The organism is Pseudomonas lutea (assembly GCF_000759445.1).
In the GTDB taxonomy this organism is placed as follows: domain Bacteria; phylum Pseudomonadota; class Gammaproteobacteria; order Pseudomonadales; family Pseudomonadaceae; genus Aquipseudomonas; species Aquipseudomonas lutea.
This window is the reverse complement of the sequence record NZ_JRMB01000002.1, coordinates 766,636-783,559: the sequence shown is the minus strand read 5'-3', so window position 1 is coordinate 783,559 and position 16,924 is coordinate 766,636. Positions and strand designations below refer to the sequence as shown.

The 16,924-nt window shown below is 59.1% G+C and carries 22 protein-coding genes; 10 read left to right on the top strand and 12 right to left on the bottom strand.

The genetic code is table 11. The features are described from left to right. Positions 1-24: 24 nt before the first annotated feature. Positions 25-288, bottom strand: coding sequence for a DUF3820 family protein (locus tag LT42_RS15700; protein ID WP_037017364.1), 264 nt, complete (start codon positions 286-288; stop codon positions 25-27). A 232-nt stretch (positions 289-520) separates the two neighbouring features. Between LT42_RS15700 and LT42_RS15695 the strand changes: the two genes are divergently transcribed. After that, a complete protein-coding gene (locus LT42_RS15695; RefSeq protein WP_037014826.1) occupies positions 521-994 on the top strand; it encodes a PA2169 family four-helix-bundle protein in 474 nt (157 codons plus the stop codon). 42 nt (positions 995-1,036) lie between these two features. On the opposite strand, the gene LT42_RS15690 is transcribed toward LT42_RS15695, so the two are convergent. The 11 genes from LT42_RS15690 to LT42_RS15640 all read right to left on the bottom strand — a co-directional run bounded on the left by LT42_RS15690 (position 1,037) and on the right by LT42_RS15640 (position 9,645). Beyond that, positions 1,037-2,566, bottom strand: coding sequence for a sensor domain-containing diguanylate cyclase (locus LT42_RS15690; protein WP_052075298.1), 1,530 nt, complete (start codon positions 2,564-2,566; stop codon positions 1,037-1,039). A 44-nt stretch (positions 2,567-2,610) separates the two neighbouring features. Further along, complete coding sequence (locus LT42_RS15685; protein ID WP_037014815.1) at positions 2,611-2,883, bottom strand: HPr family phosphocarrier protein; 273 nt, start codon at positions 2,881-2,883, stop codon at positions 2,611-2,613. Positions 2,884-2,899: 16 nt separating this feature from the next. Further along, a complete protein-coding gene (rapZ, locus tag LT42_RS15680) occupies positions 2,900-3,757 on the bottom strand; it encodes an RNase adapter RapZ (protein WP_037014813.1) in 858 nt (285 codons plus the stop codon). Between the two features lie 2 nt (positions 3,758-3,759). Beyond that, positions 3,760-4,224, bottom strand: coding sequence for a PTS IIA-like nitrogen regulatory protein PtsN (gene ptsN / locus LT42_RS15675; protein WP_037014804.1), 465 nt, complete (start codon positions 4,222-4,224; stop codon positions 3,760-3,762). A 12-nt stretch (positions 4,225-4,236) separates the two neighbouring features. After that, a complete protein-coding gene (gene hpf / locus LT42_RS15670; protein ID WP_037014798.1) occupies positions 4,237-4,545 on the bottom strand; it encodes a ribosome hibernation-promoting factor, HPF/YfiA family in 309 nt (102 codons plus the stop codon). A 75-nt stretch (positions 4,546-4,620) separates the two neighbouring features. Next, a complete protein-coding gene (locus LT42_RS15665; protein ID WP_037014796.1) occupies positions 4,621-6,114 on the bottom strand; it encodes an RNA polymerase factor sigma-54 in 1,494 nt (497 codons plus the stop codon). 185 nt (positions 6,115-6,299) lie between these two features. After that, on the bottom strand, positions 6,300-7,025 hold the full coding sequence (gene lptB, locus LT42_RS15660; RefSeq protein ID WP_037014794.1) for an LPS export ABC transporter ATP-binding protein: 726 nt from the start codon (positions 7,023-7,025) through the stop codon (positions 6,300-6,302). Beyond that, a complete protein-coding gene (gene lptA / locus LT42_RS15655; RefSeq protein ID WP_037014791.1) occupies positions 7,025-7,567 on the bottom strand; it encodes a lipopolysaccharide transport periplasmic protein LptA in 543 nt (180 codons plus the stop codon). The genes lptB and lptA overlap by 1 nt, the downstream gene beginning before the upstream one ends. Further along, positions 7,554-8,126, bottom strand: coding sequence for an LPS export ABC transporter periplasmic protein LptC (gene lptC, locus LT42_RS15650; RefSeq protein ID WP_037014789.1), 573 nt, complete (start codon positions 8,124-8,126; stop codon positions 7,554-7,556). Before lptC ends, lptA begins: the two co-directional genes overlap by 14 nt. Positions 8,127-8,136: 10 nt before the next feature. After that, positions 8,137-8,670: a 3-deoxy-manno-octulosonate-8-phosphatase KdsC gene (kdsC, locus tag LT42_RS15645; RefSeq protein WP_052075297.1), complete on the bottom strand. Its 534-nt coding sequence runs from the start codon at positions 8,668-8,670 to the stop codon at positions 8,137-8,139. Then, complete coding sequence (locus LT42_RS15640; protein WP_037014787.1) at positions 8,671-9,645, bottom strand: KpsF/GutQ family sugar-phosphate isomerase; 975 nt, start codon at positions 9,643-9,645, stop codon at positions 8,671-8,673. Between the two features lie 308 nt (positions 9,646-9,953). Here LT42_RS15640 and LT42_RS15635 point away from each other — a divergent pair, with 308 nt between their 5' ends. The 9 genes from LT42_RS15635 (at position 9,954) to hisD (ending at position 16,922) form a co-directional block, all read left to right on the top strand. Then, the gene (locus tag LT42_RS15635) at positions 9,954-10,763 is read left to right on the top strand and encodes an ATP-binding cassette domain-containing protein (protein WP_037014785.1); all 810 of its coding nucleotides are present in this window, start codon (positions 9,954-9,956) and stop codon (positions 10,761-10,763) included. Further along, positions 10,763-11,560, top strand: a complete 798-nt coding sequence (gene mlaE / locus LT42_RS15630; protein ID WP_037014782.1) for a lipid asymmetry maintenance ABC transporter permease subunit MlaE — start codon at positions 10,763-10,765, stop codon at positions 11,558-11,560. The genes LT42_RS15635 and mlaE overlap by 1 nt, the downstream gene beginning before the upstream one ends. Continuing rightward, positions 11,560-12,027, top strand: coding sequence for an outer membrane lipid asymmetry maintenance protein MlaD (gene mlaD / locus LT42_RS15625; RefSeq protein WP_037014776.1), 468 nt, complete (start codon positions 11,560-11,562; stop codon positions 12,025-12,027). The genes mlaE and mlaD overlap by 1 nt, the downstream gene beginning before the upstream one ends. A gap of 11 nt (positions 12,028-12,038) precedes the next feature. Then, positions 12,039-12,692 carry an MlaC/ttg2D family ABC transporter substrate-binding protein gene (locus tag LT42_RS15620; RefSeq protein WP_037014772.1) on the top strand — a complete coding sequence of 218 codons (654 nt, stop codon included), beginning with the start codon at positions 12,039-12,041 and terminating at the stop codon, positions 12,690-12,692. Continuing rightward, complete coding sequence (locus LT42_RS15615; protein ID WP_037014769.1) at positions 12,689-12,994, top strand: STAS domain-containing protein; 306 nt, start codon at positions 12,689-12,691, stop codon at positions 12,992-12,994. Before LT42_RS15620 ends, LT42_RS15615 begins: the two co-directional genes overlap by 4 nt. A 114-nt stretch (positions 12,995-13,108) precedes the next feature. Then, complete coding sequence (locus LT42_RS15610) at positions 13,109-13,348, top strand: BolA family protein (RefSeq protein ID WP_037014766.1); 240 nt, start codon at positions 13,109-13,111, stop codon at positions 13,346-13,348. Positions 13,349-13,371: 23 nt separating this feature from the next. Next, complete coding sequence (gene murA, locus LT42_RS15605) at positions 13,372-14,637, top strand: UDP-N-acetylglucosamine 1-carboxyvinyltransferase (protein WP_037017356.1); 1,266 nt, start codon at positions 13,372-13,374, stop codon at positions 14,635-14,637. A 165-nt stretch (positions 14,638-14,802) separates the two neighbouring features. Further along, positions 14,803-15,438, top strand: coding sequence for an ATP phosphoribosyltransferase (gene hisG, locus LT42_RS15600; protein ID WP_037014763.1), 636 nt, complete (start codon positions 14,803-14,805; stop codon positions 15,436-15,438). A gap of 155 nt (positions 15,439-15,593) precedes the next feature. Continuing rightward, a complete protein-coding gene (hisD, locus tag LT42_RS15595; protein ID WP_037014761.1) occupies positions 15,594-16,922 on the top strand; it encodes a histidinol dehydrogenase in 1,329 nt (442 codons plus the stop codon). Positions 16,923-16,924 lie beyond the last annotated feature (2 nt).

Sequence of the window (16,924 nt, the reverse complement as noted above, 5' to 3'; positions counted from 1 at the left end):
CTGCTCGCTGTGGTCATTGGCCATTCAGTTGAAGCGTATGGGGGCTTTCGATGGGCCGCTGCGCAAGGGCTCGCGGGGACGTGTACGCAGGGGGTCGAGCAATGCCGAGAGTCCGTTGTGGTCGATCTCGTGCATAAGTGCCAGCAAGCTGCCGAGCTCGCCTGCAGGAAATCCCTGCCGCGCAAACCAGTTCAGATAGTCGCCGGGGAGGTCGGCCAATAAGCGGCCCTGATACTTGCCGAACGGCATCTCACGGACGACCAGCAGTTTGAGTTTTTCAGGTTCCATGCAAAACCGCGTATCCATTGGGGTGAATCCAGACAATACGTGCATTCTGCAATTGCGAAAACATACAGATCATGCAGAAAGCGCGGTGCAACTGTCGCTTGATAAGGATAAGTGACTGAAATAAAAGGATATTTCATTTTCGGAAAAGCTGGCATGCACAGTGCAATATTCCTTGTATAGAGCGTTTCGCTTCATCGAACCTTTGATAAACCTGCCAGAAAGGAACCGCAAAATGTCGGATATCAACAAAGAAGCCATCTCTGTTCTGAATGACTTGATCGAGACCAGCATTGACGGTGAAAAAGGTTTCCACACTGCTGCTGAAGACGCCAAGAACCCGGAAATCAAGGCTTACCTGCTTTCCCGCTCTTCCGGCTGCAAAACCTCTGTTGCCGAGCTGCAAGCCGAAGTGCGTGCACTGGGCGGCGACCCAGAAGATTCCTCGAGCGTCGCTGGCGGCGCACACCGTCTGTGGGTAAACCTGAAAAGTGCCCTCACCGGTAAGAGCGACGAAGCCGTTCTCAACGAAGTCGAAAGCGGTGAAGACCACGCCCTGAAGGCTTACAAAAAAGCTGCACAGGAAGCCACCGAGAAGAACCTGCCAGCCAACGTCACTGCCCTGATCCAGCGTCAGCTGCAGGGCGTGCAGGCGAACCACGACAAGGTCAAAGCCCTGCGTGACACCGTTCGTGCTGCCAACAAGTAAGTTGGAGTAGCTCGAAAAAACGCCAGCCAGTCTGGCGTTTTTTTATGCCTGGCGCTCGGCGTATGGATGAACGTAGGGTTCGACCTCCACGCGATTTCTGCCATATTTCTTCGCGCGATAAAGCGCTCGGTCGGCAGCGTGAAACAGCGGCTCGGGCAAGTCGTGGGTCGCGGGCAGATGCGTGGCGACGCCGATGCTGACGGTGATAGGTACGGTGTCATCAGCGAACGGCGGAAGGCCTTCGACGGCCAGGCGCAGTTTTTCGGCGATGACGCATGCACCGGACTTGTCCGTTTCAGGGAGCACGATCATGAATTCCTCACCGCCATAGCGCGCCGCCAGATCCCCGGGCCTGCGAATGTTCGCAGCAAGGGTCTGGGCAACGCTGCGCAGTGCGACATCGCCACCGTGATGCCCATGCCGGTCGTTGAAAGCCTTGAAGTGGTCCACATCAATCATCAGCAATGCCAGCGGCCTGCCCGAGCGTATGCCTCGCGCCCATTCCTGCTTCAGGACCTGATCCAGCCTGCGCCGATTCGCCAGCCCGGTGAGGCCATCGGTCGAGGCCAGGCCGGCCAGTTCACGCTCCGCCTTATGACGAAGGCGCAACTGCCGGCCGAGTAACCATGACAGCCACACAATCCCGAGGCAGAGCAGGCCGGTCGCGCCTGTCACCAACAGTGCATTGCGTTTCCATACGGCGTAGACATCGTCCCGTGACTGGGCCACCACGACAATCAACGGCAAGTCGCCCACACGGGAGAAGGTATAAAGGCGTTGCGCGCCATCCAGCTCGGAAACTGCCGCAAAACTGCCATTAACCTCTTTCAGGATCCGTTTGAAGTTCGGCCGCATGCTGAAATTCTGGCCGATGAATGTTCGGGTGTTGTCATCCGGTTGACGCGCAAGCAATACCCCCTCTGCACTGAGCAGGTTAACCGTGCTGGTCGGCCCGATGTCGAGGGTGCGGAACAACTGATCGAAATAGGAAAGCCGCATCGATGCGCTGGCGACCCCGACGAACCTGCCATCATCAGACGGGAGACGGCGGCTGAAACTGATGCAGAGGTCCTTGAAACCCCAGCGCGAAAGAAAAGGCCCGTCCACCCGCAACGCCAGCGAGCCACTGTTCTTGAGGTCGGAAAAACCCGGACGATCCGAAAAATCGTCTTGCCGCGGTATGAGCGATGTGGAATCGGCGATGATCCGGCCGGTATCGTCAAGCAGCACCAGGTCCCCTTTATAGGGGGCAGCCGTGGCGCGATCGAACAGGACCAATTGCCGTAGCTCCGGGGAAATGGTCATGAGGTCGGGCCGGCGCCATGCAGCGATCAAGCCCTGAAGAGAGGTGTCGTACAGCTCGGCATTGCGCTGCACGTCGGCGTCGATCAGTTGCACGACATTGTTTGCCGAGCGCACGGCGGCCTCGCTGGCAGTGCCGAGTTCGCGAAAGAGCAGCCATCCCACGATGGCCAGAATAGCCGCCACGGCCACCACGCTGCCCAGCATCAGTATCTTCTCGGACCCTGATCTGACCCCTCGCGCGTCGGGAGGCATGGCTGTCAGTGGCATCGATCATCTCAGGCAGGAAGGAGGGCTTTGCTCAGGGGAGAGGTTTATTCGCCTTCGTCGAACTTGTTGTTGATCAGATCCGTCAGGCCTTTGAGTGCAGCATCTGCCTCCTCGCCTTCAGTTGCCAGGTGGATCTCGGTGCCCTTGCCAGCGGCGAGCATCATGACGGCCATGATGCTTTTGCCGTCGACCATGGACTCTGGCGTGCGGCCGACCCTGATCTGGCATGGGTACTTGCCGGCAACGCCCACGAATTTGGCTGCGGCACGGGCGTGCAAACCCAGCTTGTTGATGATGGTGATTTGTAGAGCGGGCATCGCGATGGAGGTCCTTTCAGCTTAGGTCGCGGTGGCGAACCTGAACATTCTTGAGCGATTGCTGCAGAACCTGACCCAGGCGTTCGGTCAGGTAGACGGAGCGGTGGTGCCCGCCCGTGCAGCCAATGGCGATTGTGACGTAGGCGCGGTTACTGGCGGCGAAGCGCGGCAACCACTTGTTGAGGTATGAAAAGATGTCCTGAAACATCTCTTCGACATCCGGCTGGGCCGCCAGGTATTCAGCCACTGGCTTGTCGAGGCCCGATTGCTCGCGCAGTTCGGGCTTCCAGTACGGATTGGGCAGGCAGCGCACATCGAAGACCAGATCAGCGTCGACGGGCATACCACGCTTGAAGCCGAAAGATTCGATGAGGAACGCCGTGCCCGGCTCAGGCTTGTTCAGCAGCCGCAGTTTAAGGATGTCGCGCAGCTGATAAAGATTGAGGTGGGTGGTGTCGACCGTCAGGTCAGCCAAATCAATGATGGGGCCGAGCAAGGTCTTCTCGTCGCGGATGGCTTCTGCCAATGAACGCGTGGCCGTGCTGAGCGGATGACGACGACGTGTCTCGGAAAAGCGTTTGAGCAGGGTGGCTTCATCCGCGTCCAGAAAGAGCACGTCGCACTGGATGTGCCGCGCGCGGACTTCTTCGAGCATGCGCGGGAATCGGGTCAGGTGACTCGGCAAATTGCGTGCGTCGATTGAAACCGCCAACAGCGGTTCCGCCAGCTCGGTGTTGATCAACGCGCGCTCTGCAAGCTCCGGAAGCAGGCCCGCAGGGAGGTTGTCGACGCAATAGAAGCCGCTGTCTTCGAGGACATCGAGAGCCGTGCTCTTACCGGAGCCGGAGCGACCGCTGACGATGATCATGCGCATGGTCAGTGACCGTTCTGGGCGTCGAGGACGACGTTATACAAATCTTCGCTGGTTTTGGCGCCGCGCAGGCTTTTACGGACGTCTTCGCGATCAAGCATGCTGGCGATCTGACGCAGCAGCTCGAGGTGAGCGTCGGTCGCCGCTTCAGGCACAAGAAGCACAAACAACAGATCGACCGGCGCGCCGTCGATGGCGTCGAAGTCGATGGGTTTCTCGAGATGCAGAACTGCGCTCACGGGTGTGGTGCAGCCCTTCAAGCGGCAGTGAGGAATGGCAATGCCGTTGCCAAAGCCGGTCGAACCCAGCTTCTCACGGGCAATAAGGCTTTCAAACACCACCTCTTCGTCGAGATCGGGCACTTCTCTGCCGATCATCTTGGCAATGTTTTGGAGTACGGCTTTCTTGCTGCCGCCTGGCACGTTCACGAGCGAACGGCCAGGGGTCAGGATATTTTCAAGTCGGATCATGGGTGGGGAGTATCAGCGAGCAGTCGCGCCTTGCAGCAGACTTTGCTGTTTTTCCTTATGTTTTTTGAGTTGGCGGTCAAGCTTGTCGGCAAGCAGGTCAATGGCGGCGTACATGTCGTCGTGTTCAGCGTTGGCAACCACTTCTGCGCCAGGCACATGCAAGGTGGCTTCAATTTTCTGCTTGAGCTTCTCGACCTCCATGGTGACCTGTACGTTGGTTATCTTGTCAAAGTGGCGTTCCAATCGGGCGAGCTTCTCACCGATGTAGGTACGCAGAGGTTCGGTCACTTCCAGCTGGTGTCCACTGATGTTGACTTGCATACAGCTTCTCCTTCGTTGCCAGTGCATTAAGAGGCAGGCGTAGTGCCTGCCGCTGGAACGCTTTGACGCATGACCTTACATCAGTCGCTTGCGTTCGCTGGACGGCGCAATCCCCAGGGATTCGCGGTACTTGGCGACTGTGCGACGGGCCACTTGGATGCCTTGTGCTTCCAGTAAACCAGCGATCTTGCTGTCACTCAACGGCTTTTTCTGATTTTCCGCGGCGACCAGTTTTTTGATGATCGCGCGAATGGCCGTTGACGAGCACTCGCCGCCTTCCGAGGTGCTGACGTGGCTGGAAAAGAAATACTTGAGCTCGTAAATTCCGCGCGGGGTGTGCATGAACTTCTGCGTCGTCACGCGCGAGATCGTGGATTCATGCATGCCCACCGCTTCAGCGATGTCGTGCAGGACCAGCGGCTTCATCGCCTCGTCGCCGTACTCCAGAAAGCCACGCTGATGTTCAACGATTTGAGTGGCCACTTTCATCAGCGTTTCGTTGCGGCTTTGCAGGCTCTTGATGAACCAGCGCGCTTCCTGCAACTGGTTGCGCATGAAGGTGTTGTCGGCACTGGTATCGGCACGACGCACAAAGCCGGCGTACTGCGGGTTGACCCGCAAGCGTGGAACGGACTCCTGGTTCAATTCCACCAGCCAGCGCTCGTTGTCCTTGCGCACGATGACGTCAGGGACGACATATTCAGGTTCGCTGGATTCGATCTGCGAGCCGGGGCGGGGGTTGAGGCTCTGGACCAGTTCGATGACCTGACGCAGGTCATCTTCCTTGAGCTTCATGCGGCGCATCAGCTGTGAGTAATCGCGGCTGCCCAGTAGATCGATGTAATCACCGACCAGCTTCTGCGCTTCTGCCAGCCACGGGGTCTTGGCCGGTAACTGTCGCAGCTGCAACAGGAGGCATTCGCTCAGGTTGCGAGCGCCAATGCCGGCAGGCTCGAACTGCTGAATACGATGCAAAACCGCTTCGATCTCGTCCAGCTCGATGTCGAGTTCAGGGTCGAAAGCGTCGAGCAGCTCTTCCAGTGTCTCGTCCAGATAGCCCTGGTTGTTGATGCAGTCGATCAGGGTCACGGCGATCAGGCGATCGGTGTCCGACATCGGCGCCAGGTTCAGCTGCCACAGCAAGTGGCTTTGCAGGCTCTCGCCAACCGAGGTGCGGGTGGTGAAGTCCCACTCATCGTCATCGTTGCTGGGCAGGCTGCTGGCGCTGGTCTGATAAACGTCTTCCCACGCAGTGTCGACGGGCAGCTCGTTGGGGATGCGCTCGCTCCAGTCGCCTTCTTCAAGATTGTCCACAGTCGGCGCCGACTCCTGATAGGTCGGCTCCTGAACATCGGCGTTGGGCTTTTGCTCTATGTTATCGGCCAAAGGGTCGGCGTTATCGAAATCGTCGCCTTCCTCTTGCCGTTCCAGCATCGGGTTCGACTCCAGCGCCTCTTGAATCTCCTGTTGGAGATCCAGCGTCGACAACTGAAGTAAACGGATTGCCTGTTGCAGCTGCGGGGTCATCGTCAGCTGCTGGCCCATTCTCAAGACTAGCGAAGGTTTCATGGCAGGGCTAAACACCTTATTCGCCGGCGCACTGCGCGCCATTTACTACCAGGGCGCCAAGGGCGCCAACTTAAGCAAATTATATGCCTGAAGCAGGAGGGTTTGCCTAGAGCGTGATGACAATTAAAAGCGAGGCGGCGACGGAGCGTATGCGGCTCGTCGCCCGATGCCCCGTCATCACTCGGTCAGAGCCGGAACTCGTGACCCAGATACACTTCCTTGACCAACTGGTTGGCCAGGATGGATTCAGCGTTGCCCTCGGCAATCAATTGCCCATCGTTGACGATGTAGGCGGTTTCGCAGATATCCAGCGTTTCACGCACGTTGTGGTCAGTGATCAGAACACCGATCCCTTTAGCCTTGAGGTGGTGAATGATCTGCTTGATGTCGCCAACGGAGATCGGGTCAACGCCGGCAAAGGGCTCATCGAGCAGAATGAATTTTGGCGAAGTGGCCAGTGCGCGGGCGATTTCGACGCGGCGACGTTCGCCGCCTGAAAGGCTCATGCCCAGGTTGTCGCGGATATGGGTGATGTGGAATTCCTGCAGCAGGCTTTCGAGCTCCTTGCGGCGGGCGGCGCGATCGAGTTCCTTGCGGGTCTCCAGGATCGCCATGATGTTGTCCGACACCGAGAGCTTGCGGAAGATCGACGCTTCCTGGGGCAGGTAGCCGATGCCAGCGCGTGCGCGGCCATGCATCGGCTGGTGGCTGACGTCCTGGTCGTCGATCAGGACGCGACCCTGATCGGCCTGGACCAATCCCACGATCATGTAGAAGCAGGTGGTCTTGCCGGCGCCGTTCGGGCCGAGCAGGCCGACGATCTGGCCGCTCTCGATAGACAGGCTGACGTCACGTACGACCTGACGGCTTTTATAGGCCTTGGCCAGGTGTTGGGCTTTCAGCGTCGCCATTACTGGGCCTTCTGCTGGTCGGTTTTCTTTTTCGGCTGGATGACCATGTCGATGCGCGGACGCGGCGCAGTCACCTTGGTGCCATTGGCACGGCCAGCGTTGACGACCTGCTTGACGGTGTCGTAGACGATTTTCTCGCCTTCGGAGGTGTTGCCGTCATTGACCACTTTGGCTTTGTCGATCAGGACGATGCGGTTCTGGGCCGCGAAGTACTGAATGGTGACGCCCCATGCCTGAACGATGGGCTTGTCCACGCTGGGCTTCTGCTCGTAATAAGCCAGGTTGCCCACTGACGTGAAGACGTCCACGTCACCTTGTGGCGTACGGGTGATGGTCACCGTGTTACCGGTGATTTTCATCGTGCCCTGAGTAATGATGACATTGCCCTTGTAGGTGGCGATGCCCTGCTTGTCGTCCAGTTGCGCGTCATCCGACTGAATATGGATGGGTTGATCGCGATCCGTCGGCAGAGACCAGGCGCTCGCGCTTCCCAGTGCTGCGCCCAGGCCGAGCAAAAAAGGAAGGGTTTTAACGAGCCTCATACTGTCCTCTTACGTTGGATAGCAGGTTCATCCTGCTTTCTTTCAGATACGCTTTCATACCCGTGCCGGTCGTTACACCGCCAAGACCGTCGATTCTAACGGGTTGGGCAGTTTCCGCATATTGCTTCTGAGGGAATACAGTCATGCGGCTGCTGGTGATGATGGTGGTGCGGTTCTTCTCGTCGGTGCGGTTGATGCGCACCGAGTCGATCAGTTCGACATGATCACCGCCCGGCGACACTTCAGCGCGAACGCTCTGCACATGCCACGGGAAGGTTGAGCCCCGATACATCTGCAGCACCGGCGTAGTCATCAGCGTGACGTCGGTGGCTTTCAGGTGCTCGACCTTGTCCGCGGTCATGTCGTATTGCATGGTCCCGTCGGGCAGGTACTGGATGCTGTGGGCGTTGGTGGCGTAATAGTCGACAGCGCTTTCATCCACGGCAGCCTTGGGTTGATCAAGGAAGCTCTCGGGGCTGATGTTCCAGTAGCCGACCGCGGCCAGCAGCAGCGCCAGCACACCGAACAGCAGAAACGTACGAAACTTTTTGCTCAGCATAAATGCACTTCTATAGGTAGGCGGCGTGAGCCGCTTCGAGGTTGCCCTGAGCGTTCAGGATCAGCTCGCAGAATTCGCGGGCAGCGCCTTCGCCGCCACGTGCCCGGGTGGTGCCATGTGCATGCTCGCGCACAAACCCGGCGGCGTTGGCGACAGCCATGCCCAGGCCTACGCGGCGTATCACAGGCAGGTCAGGCAGATCGTCACCCAGGTACGCGACCTGTTCGTAGCTTAGATTCAGTTGCTGTAAAAGCTCGTCCAGAACCACGAGCTTGTCTTCGCGGCCCTGATACAGATGAGCGATACCAAGATTTTTTGCACGCCGCTCTACCACGGGGGTCTTGCGGCCACTGATGATTGCAGTCGCCACACCCGAATTGATGAGCATCTTGATGCCTTGCCCATCGAGGGTGTTGAAGGTCTTGAACTCGCTGCCGTCTTCGAGGAAATACAGCCGTCCATCCGTCAGCACGCCATCGACGTCGAAGATGGCCAGTTTGATGTTCTTGCCGCGTTGCATCAGGTCGTTCATATCGGCGCTCATTTACATGACTCCTGCACGAAGCAGGTCTTGAAGGTTGAACGCGCCAACCGGGCGATCGTTCTCGTCGACCACAATGAGTGCGCCGATCTTGTTGTCTTCCATGATTTTCAGCGCCTCGGCTGCAAGCATTTCCGGGCGCACGGTCTTGCCGTGTACGGTCATGACCTCATCGATGGTCGCCAGGCGTATGTCGATGGGGCGGTCGAGCGTGCGCCGCAGATCGCCGTCCGTGAAGATGCCGGCGAGACGGCCGTCGCTTTCGAGGATGGCCGTCATGCCCAGGCCCTTGCGCGTCATTTCCATCAGCGAGTCACGCAGCGGCGTGCCTCGCGCCACCTGAGGCAGGTTCGCGCCAGTGTGCATGACGTGCTCGACCTTCAACAGCAGCCGGCGGCCAAGCGCCCCGCCGGGGTGGGAAAACGCGAAATCTTCAGCGGTAAAGCCTCGGGCGTCGAGCAGCGCGACGGCCAGGGCATCCCCCATGACGAGCGCCGCCGTAGTGGAGGAGGTCGGCGCCAGATTGAGCGGGCAGGCTTCTTTTTCTACCCGTGCATTGAGATTGACATCGGCGGCCTTGGCCAGCGTCGACTCCGGGTTACCGGTGAGGCTGATCATCTTGATGCCCAGGCGTTTGATCAGTGGCAGCAGCGTGACGATTTCGGCCGTCGTGCCCGAATTGGACAACGCCAGGATGATGTCGGCGCTGGTGATCATGCCCATGTCACCGTGACTGGCCTCAGCCGGGTGCACGAAAAAAGAAGGCGTGCCCGTGCTGGCGAGGGTCGCGGCGATCTTCTTGCCAATGTGCCCTGATTTGCCCATGCCGACCACGACCACGCGGCCCTGACTGCCCAAAATCAGGTCGCAGGCGCGGACGAAATCGGCATTGATGTGCGCGAGCAAACCTTCCACGGCCTCTATTTCAAGGCGGATGGTGCTCTGTGCCGATTCAATCAGGTCGCGGGCATTGGACATATCGGAAGGGGTCGCTTGGTGAAAAGCCGGGGATTATAGCGGCAATGTTCAAAAGCCTCACGCTTCATCGCTGCTGTTTGTTTAATGAAGCGGCTGGTCCTTCAGCAGGCGCTTTAATAAGGCTGGCGACAGGTAGGAAATTTCAACGCAGTCTCTAATCCACTTCTTTGTTTGCGACTTGACACGTTGGAGCTTGGGCGGCGTATGAGAGCGGTGGTATAGTCCGCCGCTTGTTCGGCCCCTCCGAAAGTGTGTCGTTCGTCAAGAACGCGGCATCTGAGAGACAGGTTGCATCGCAAGGAGTTTAGATGAGTGCCGATAACGCCTACGCGGTCGAGCTGAAGGGCGTTTCCTTCAAGCGCGGTACGCGCAGCATCTTCAATAATGTGGACATCCGCATTCCCCGGGGCAAAGTCACCGGCATCATGGGGCCATCGGGCAGTGGTAAAACCACGCTGCTGCGACTGATGGGAGCACAACTGCGCCCGAGCGCAGGCGAAGTGTGGGTCAACGGCCAGAATTTGCCGAAGCTTTCGCGCAGCGATCTGTTCGATGCCCGCAAGCAGATGGGCGTGCTTTTCCAGAGCGGCGCGCTGTTCACCGATCTCGACGTTTTTGAAAACGTAGCGTTTCCGCTGCGGGTTCACACCAAGCTGCCTGAAGACATGATCCGCGACATCGTCCTGCTGAAGCTGCAGGCAGTCGGGCTGCGCGGTGCCGTGGAATTGATGCCTGACGAGCTGTCGGGTGGCATGAAGCGCCGGGTCGCACTGGCCCGGGCCATCGCGCTGGATCCGCAGATCCTCATGTACGACGAGCCCTTCGTCGGTCAGGACCCTATCGCAATGGGCGTGCTGGTTCGGCTGATCCGGCTGCTCAACGATGCGTTGGGTATCACCAGTATCGTGGTGTCTCATGACCTCGCCGAAACCGCCAGCATCGCCGACTATCTGTATGTCGTCGGCGACGGCCAGGTGCTGGGGCAGGGCACGCCGCAGGAACTCATGCAATCGGATAACCCTCGTATACGTCAGTTCATGACGGGCGATCCTGACGGGCCGGTACCTTTCCATTATCCGGCACCGGATTATCGCGAAGATCTTTTGGGGAAGCGCTGATGCGCAGAAAGTCATTGATGGATCGCGTACGCCTGATGGGGCGCTCCGCGATCGACATAGTTGCAGTACTGGGGCGTTCGGGCATTTTTCTGGTTCACGCATTGCTGGGGCGTGGTGGAATCGGCGGCGGTTTTCAGCTGCTGGTTCGTCAGTTGCACTCAGTGGGTGTCATGTCGCTCGCCATCATCGTCGTGTCGGGTGTGTTCATCGGCATGGTGCTGGCCCTGCAAGGGTTCAGCATTCTTGCCAAGTATGGATCCGAGCAGGCTGTGGGGCAGATGGTCGCCCTGACGCTGCTGCGTGAGCTGGGCCCGGTAGTGACCGCGCTGCTGTTCGCTGGTCGTGCAGGCTCTGCACTGACCGCCGAAATCGGCAACATGAAATCCACCGAGCAGCTGTCCAGTCTGGAAATGATTGGCGTCGACCCCCTCAAATATATTGCTGCGCCGCGTCTTTGGGCGGGCTTCATTTCGTTGCCGGTGCTGGCGCTGATTTTCAGCGTGGTCGGCATATGGGGTGGTTCGTGGGTGGCGGTGGACTGGCTGGGCGTCTATGAAGGCTCTTTCTGGGCCAACATGCAGAACAGCGTTTCGTTTTCCGATGATGTAATCAACGGTGTCATCAAGAGCGTGGTATTCGCTTTTGTCGTCACCTGGATTGCCGTGTTCCAAGGCTATGACTGCGAGCCCACGTCCGAAGGGATCAGTCGCGCCACGACCAAGACCGTCGTGTACGCCTCGTTGGCCGTATTGGGCCTGGACTTTATTTTGACCGCCTTGATGTTTGGAGACTTCTGATGCAAAACCGCACCCTCGAAACCGGTGTAGGCCTGTTTCTGCTGGCCGGGATTCTGGCTTTGCTCCTGCTCGCCCTGCGCGTCAGCGGTCTGAGCGCCAGCGCGACCAACGACAGCTATAAACTTTACGCAAATTTCGACAATATCGCGGGTTTGACTGTCAGAGCGAAAGTGACCATGGCCGGTGTGACCATCGGCAAGGTCACTGCAATCGATCTGGATCACGATACCTTCATGGGCCGTGTGACGATGGAGGTGGACAAGCAGGTCAACAATCTGCCTTCGGACTCCACCGCCTCTATCCTGACCTCAGGCCTGCTGGGTGAGAAATACGTCGGCATCAGTGTTGGCGGCGATGATCAGCTGTTGAAAGACGGCGGCACCATCCATGACACCCAGTCCTCGTTGGTACTTGAAGACCTGATCGGTAAATTCCTGCTCAATTCAGTGGGCAAAGACGCCAAATGAGGAGTTTTTTCATGATCTCGATTCTGCGCCGTGGCCTTCTGGTGCTACTGGCCGCGCTGCCTTTGTTCGCTAACGCAGCAGCGTCCGATTCCGCACACGATCTGGTTGACCGTACCACCAAGCAATTGCTGGCGGATCTCTCGGCCAACAAGGAAACCTACAAGTCCAATCCTCAGGCCTTCTACGATGCGCTCAACGGTATCGTCGGCCCGGTTATCGACGCTGATGGCATCTCCAAAAGCATCATGACCGTGAAGTACTCGCGCAACGCCACCCCGGCGCAGATGCAACGCTTCCAGGAAAACTTCAAGCGCAGCCTGATCCAGTTCTACGGCAACGCGCTGCTTGAGTACAACAACCAGGGCATCACTGTTTCCCCGGCCAAGCAGGAAGCGGCTGATCGCACTTCCGTCGACATGTCGGTCAAGGGCAACAATGGCGCGGTCTACCCGGTTTCCTACACGCTCGTCAAAATCGGCGGTGAGTGGAAGGTGCGCAACGTGATCATCAACGGCATCAACATCGGCAAGCTGTTCCGCGATCAGTTCGCAGATGCCATGCAGCGCAACGGTAACAACCTGGACAAAACCATCGACGGTTGGGCCGGCGAAGTCGCCAAGGCCAAGGAGACCTCCGAAGCGTCCAGCGACAAGGTCGTCAAATGAGTCAAGCGTCCGTAACTGCCGCTGGCGGCGGGGAGCTGATGCTCACCGGCGTGATCGACTACCGGACCGGCCCCGCCTTGCGTGAGCAGGGCGCGGCGCTGATCAAGGCAAGCATCGCCGCAGGGTTGATGCTGGATTGTTCCGGTGTCCAAAAGTCGAGCAGTGTAGGTCTGGCTTTGATTCTTGCCTTCATGCGGGATGCGCAGGCGTTGAATAAGTCACTTACCGTTCAGGCTTTGCCCGAGGACATGCAGGAAATCGCCCAGGTATCGGGCCTGACCGAGTTGTTGCAGCACCATTAATTGCTTTCATCATTCAAGCCCCTCGTCCGTCCCTTTCAAAGTAGGGTTCGCAACGAGAGGGCTTTTTTGTATGATGGCCGACCCGCGCGCGTAGGGCGCCGATAGAGGTTAAGCATGCAGGCCGTAGAAGTTAAAAGCTTCCTGGAAGCGAAGTTGCCAGATATCCAGGTCGAAGTTGAAGGCGAAGGCTGTAATTTCCAGCTCAACCTGATTAGCGACGAACTGGCCGCACTGAGCCCGGTCAAGCGCCAGCAGCAGATCTACACGCATTTGAACCCATGGATCGCCGATGGCAGCATCCACGCGGTCACCATGAAATTTTTCAGCCGCGCTGCATGGGCCGAGCGCACCTGAGCCAAAACGGCGTCGAGATTCCAATGGATAAACTGATTATTACTGGCGGCATTCGTCTTGATGGCGAAATCCGCATCTCCGGGGCGAAAAACTCTGCCCTGCCGATTCTCGCAGCCACGTTGCTGGCTGATGGTCCCGTGACCGTCGCCAACCTGCCGCACCTGCACGACATCACCACCATGATCGAGTTGTTCGGTCGCATGGGTATCGAGCCGATCATCGACGAGAAGCTCAGCGTCGAAATCGATCCTCGCACCATCAAGACCCTGGTAGCTCCGTACGAATTGGTAAAGACCATGCGTGCGTCCATTCTGGTCTTGGGCCCTATGGTTGCCCGTTTCGGTGAAGCCGAAGTCGCACTGCCTGGCGGCTGCGCCATCGGTTCGCGTCCGGTCGATCTGCACATCCGTGGTCTTGAAGCCATGGGCGCGATCATCGACGTGGAGGGCGGCTACATCAAGGCCAAGGCGCCGGAAGGCGGGCTGCGTGGTGCGAACTTCTTCTTCGACACCGTCAGCGTGACCGGCACCGAAAACATCATGATGGCCGCTGCTCTGGCCAACGGCCGCAGCGTCCTGCAAAACGCCGCGCGCGAGCCGGAGGTCGTCGATCTGGCGAACTTCATCAACGCCATGGGCGGTAAAGTTTCGGGTGCCGGTACTGACACCATCACCATCGACGGCGTGAAACGCCTGGGCTCAGCGACCTATCGCGTGATGCCTGACCGCATCGAAACCGGCACCTATCTGGTCGCAGCGGCGGCGACTGGCGGTCGGGTGAAGCTCAAGGATACCGATCCGACCATCCTGGAAGCAGTGCTCGACAAGCTTCGCGAGGCCGGCGCCGAAATCACCACCGGCAATGACTGGATCGAGCTGAACATGCACGGCAAGCGTCCGAAAGCGGTCAACGTGCGCACTGCGCCGTACCCGGCTTTTCCGACCGACATGCAGGCGCAGTTCATCTCGCTCAACGCCATCGCCGAGGGCACTGGCGCGGTCATCGAAACCATCTTCGAAAACCGTTTCATGCACGTGTATGAAATGCACCGCATGGGCGCGCAGATTCAGGTCGAAGGCAACACTGCGATCGTCACCGGTTGCACCAAGCTCAAGGGCGCGCCAGTCATGGCCACTGACCTTCGTGCTTCGGCGAGCCTGGTTATCTCCGCTTTGGTGGCTGAAGGCGATACGCTGATCGACCGCATCTACCACATCGACCGTGGTTACGAGTGCATCGAAGAAAAACTACAGATGCTGGGCGCGAAGATCCGCCGCGTTCCAGGCTAGTCCGCTGCCGCACGCTCGCTCGGGTCGATGTGAATAACCCGGGCAGCGTGCCCGGCCACTGCGCCTAGACCTTCTGATTCGTTTCACTTCGGCCCACTAAGGCCGGAGGTTGCCGGGCGCCAGTTGCGACCCGGCGCGCGCTGCTGATAAGGACTGACGTTTCCCATGTTGACCATCGCACTGTCCAAGGGCCGTATCCTGGATGACACCTTGCCGCTTCTCGCTGCGGCGGGCATCGTGCCGACTGAAAATCCGGACAAGAGCCGCAAGCTGATCATCCCGACCACCCAGGACGACGTACGCCTGCTGATCGTCCGTGCGACAGACGTGCCGACCTATGTCGAACACGGCGCGGCCGACCTTGGCGTTGCCGGCAAGGACGTGCTGATGGAGTACGGCGGGCAGGGGCTTTATGAGCCACTGGACCTGCAGATCGCTCAGTGTAAATTGATGACGGCCGGCGCCGTCGGCGCGGTCGAGCCCAAGGGCCGGCTGCGCGTGGCCACCAAGTTCGTCAACGTTGCCAAGCGCTATTACGCCGAGCAGGGGCGTCAGGTCGACATCATCAAGTTGTACGGCTCCATGGAGCTGGCGCCGCTGGTGGGTCTTGCCGACAAGATCATCGACGTGGTCGACACCGGCAATACGCTGCGTGCCAACGGCCTTGAGCCGCAGGAGATGATTGCTCACATCAGCTCGCGTCTGGTGGTGAACAAGGCATCGATGAAGATGCAGCATGCGCGTATTCAGTCACTGATCGACACCCTGCGCACTGCCGTGGAGTCGCGACACCGCGGTTGACTGCATCGCGTGCCCCTCAACGGGGTGACGCCCAGCTATCCGTGTCATAGCCAAATTTCTCAGGTGCCCGCGCGGATGGCTTGCTAGCTTAGGCAATTGCCTATCCCGGCAATTGAAATCGCCACCTGAGAAATCGCCATATTGAGGCCCACGCTATGACCACTTCCAATGCCATTCGCCGACTCAACGCTGCCGATCCGGACTTTGCCCGTCATCTGGACCAGCTGTTGAGCTGGGAAAGTGTGTCTGACGACTCGGTCAATGAGCGCGTGCTGGACATCATCAAGAACGTGCGCGAGCGCGGCGATGCAGCCCTTGTGGAGTACACCCGGCGCTTTGACGGGCTGGACGCGGCCTCAATGGCAGACCTGATTCTGCCCCGCGAGCGTCTGGAACTTGCGCTGACCCGCATCACGCCTGCTCAGCGCCAGGCGCTCGAGAAAGCTGCCGACCGTGTGCGCAATTACCACGAGCGGCAGAAGCAGGATTCCTGGAGCTACACCGAAGCCGACGGTACCGTGCTGGGCCAAAAAGTCACTCCGCTGGACCGCGCCGGGCTGTACGTGCCGGGAGGCAAGGCGTCCTATCCGTCGTCAGTGCTGATGAACGCCATTCCGGCAAAGGTCGCGGGCGTGGGTGAAGTGGTCATGGTCGTCCCGACACCTCGCGGCGAGCTCAACGAACTGGTGTTGGCGGCGGCCTGCATTGCGGGAGTGGACCGGGTATTCACCATCGGCGGCGCCCAGGCGGTTGCAGCACTGGCGTATGGCACCGAGAGCGTTCCGCGGGTCGACAAGGTAGTGGGTCCGGGGAACATCTATGTGGCGACTGCGAAGCGTCACGTCTTCGGTCAAGTGGGCATCGACATGATTGCCGGTCCGTCGGAGATTCTGGTGGTCTGCGATGGCCACACCGATCCAGACTGGATCGCCATGGACCTGTTTTCCCAGGCCGAGCACGACGAAGACGCCCAGGCGATTCTGGTCAGCCCGGACGCCGAATTTCTGGATCGAGTCGCAGCGAGCATCGCCAAACTGATGCCGACCCTGGAGCGCGCTGAAATCATCCAGACCTCGATCAATGGTCGAGGCGCTCTGATCAAGGTGGCCGACATGGCTCAGGCCATCGAAGTGGCCAACCGCATCGCGCCGGAGCACCTTGAGTTGTCGGTGGCCGATCCCGAAGCCTGGCTGCCGCAGATTCGCCACGCCGGTGCGATCTTCATGGGGCGTCATACCTCCGAGGCGCTGGGCGATTATTGCGCAGGCCCCAATCACGTGCTGCCCACCTCGGGCACCGCACGCTTCTCGTCGCCCTTGGGCGTCTACGACTTCCAGAAACGCTCCTCGATCATTTTTTGCTCGGAGCAGGGCGCATCGGAACTGGGGAAAACCGCCTCGGTGCTGGCGCGCGGGGAGTCCCTGACCGCCCACGCACGCAGCGCTGAATACCGCATCGTCGACACTGAACAAGAGGGCAAATGAGC

Excerpts from the sequence above, each read along its gene's own strand:
- LT42_RS15700 (WP_037017364.1), bottom strand. The coding sequence starts at position 288 with ATGGAACCTGAAAAACTCAAACTGCTGGTCGTCCGTGAGATGCCGTTC.
- LT42_RS15695 (WP_037014826.1), top strand. The coding sequence starts at position 521 with ATGTCGGATATCAACAAAGAAGCCATCTCTGTTCTGAATGACTTGATC.
- LT42_RS15690 (WP_052075298.1), bottom strand. The coding sequence starts at position 2,566 with ATGCCACTGACAGCCATGCCTCCCGACGCGCGAGGGGTCAGATCAGGG.
- LT42_RS15685 (WP_037014815.1), bottom strand. The coding sequence starts at position 2,883 with ATGCCCGCTCTACAAATCACCATCATCAACAAGCTGGGTTTGCACGCC.
- rapZ (WP_037014813.1), bottom strand. The coding sequence starts at position 3,757 with ATGCGCATGATCATCGTCAGCGGTCGCTCCGGCTCCGGTAAGAGCACG.
- ptsN (WP_037014804.1), bottom strand. The coding sequence starts at position 4,224 with ATGATCCGACTTGAAAATATCCTGACCCCTGGCCGTTCGCTCGTGAAC.
- hpf (WP_037014798.1), bottom strand. The coding sequence starts at position 4,545 with ATGCAAGTCAACATCAGTGGACACCAGCTGGAAGTGACCGAACCTCTG.
- LT42_RS15665 (WP_037014796.1), bottom strand. The coding sequence starts at position 6,114 with ATGAAACCTTCGCTAGTCTTGAGAATGGGCCAGCAGCTGACGATGACC.
- lptB (WP_037014794.1), bottom strand. The coding sequence starts at position 7,025 with ATGGCGACGCTGAAAGCCCAACACCTGGCCAAGGCCTATAAAAGCCGT.
- lptA (WP_037014791.1), bottom strand. The coding sequence starts at position 7,567 with ATGAGGCTCGTTAAAACCCTTCCTTTTTTGCTCGGCCTGGGCGCAGCA.
- lptC (WP_037014789.1), bottom strand. The coding sequence starts at position 8,126 with ATGCTGAGCAAAAAGTTTCGTACGTTTCTGCTGTTCGGTGTGCTGGCG.
- kdsC (WP_052075297.1), bottom strand. The coding sequence starts at position 8,670 with ATGAGCGCCGATATGAACGACCTGATGCAACGCGGCAAGAACATCAAA.
- LT42_RS15640 (WP_037014787.1), bottom strand. The coding sequence starts at position 9,645 with ATGTCCAATGCCCGCGACCTGATTGAATCGGCACAGAGCACCATCCGC.
- LT42_RS15635 (WP_037014785.1), top strand. The coding sequence starts at position 9,954 with ATGAGTGCCGATAACGCCTACGCGGTCGAGCTGAAGGGCGTTTCCTTC.
- mlaE (WP_037014782.1), top strand. The coding sequence starts at position 10,763 with ATGCGCAGAAAGTCATTGATGGATCGCGTACGCCTGATGGGGCGCTCC.
- mlaD (WP_037014776.1), top strand. The coding sequence starts at position 11,560 with ATGCAAAACCGCACCCTCGAAACCGGTGTAGGCCTGTTTCTGCTGGCC.
- LT42_RS15620 (WP_037014772.1), top strand. The coding sequence starts at position 12,039 with ATGATCTCGATTCTGCGCCGTGGCCTTCTGGTGCTACTGGCCGCGCTG.
- LT42_RS15615 (WP_037014769.1), top strand. The coding sequence starts at position 12,689 with ATGAGTCAAGCGTCCGTAACTGCCGCTGGCGGCGGGGAGCTGATGCTC.
- LT42_RS15610 (WP_037014766.1), top strand. The coding sequence starts at position 13,109 with ATGCAGGCCGTAGAAGTTAAAAGCTTCCTGGAAGCGAAGTTGCCAGAT.
- murA (WP_037017356.1), top strand. The coding sequence starts at position 13,372 with ATGGATAAACTGATTATTACTGGCGGCATTCGTCTTGATGGCGAAATC.
- hisG (WP_037014763.1), top strand. The coding sequence starts at position 14,803 with ATGTTGACCATCGCACTGTCCAAGGGCCGTATCCTGGATGACACCTTG.
- hisD (WP_037014761.1), top strand. The coding sequence starts at position 15,594 with ATGACCACTTCCAATGCCATTCGCCGACTCAACGCTGCCGATCCGGAC.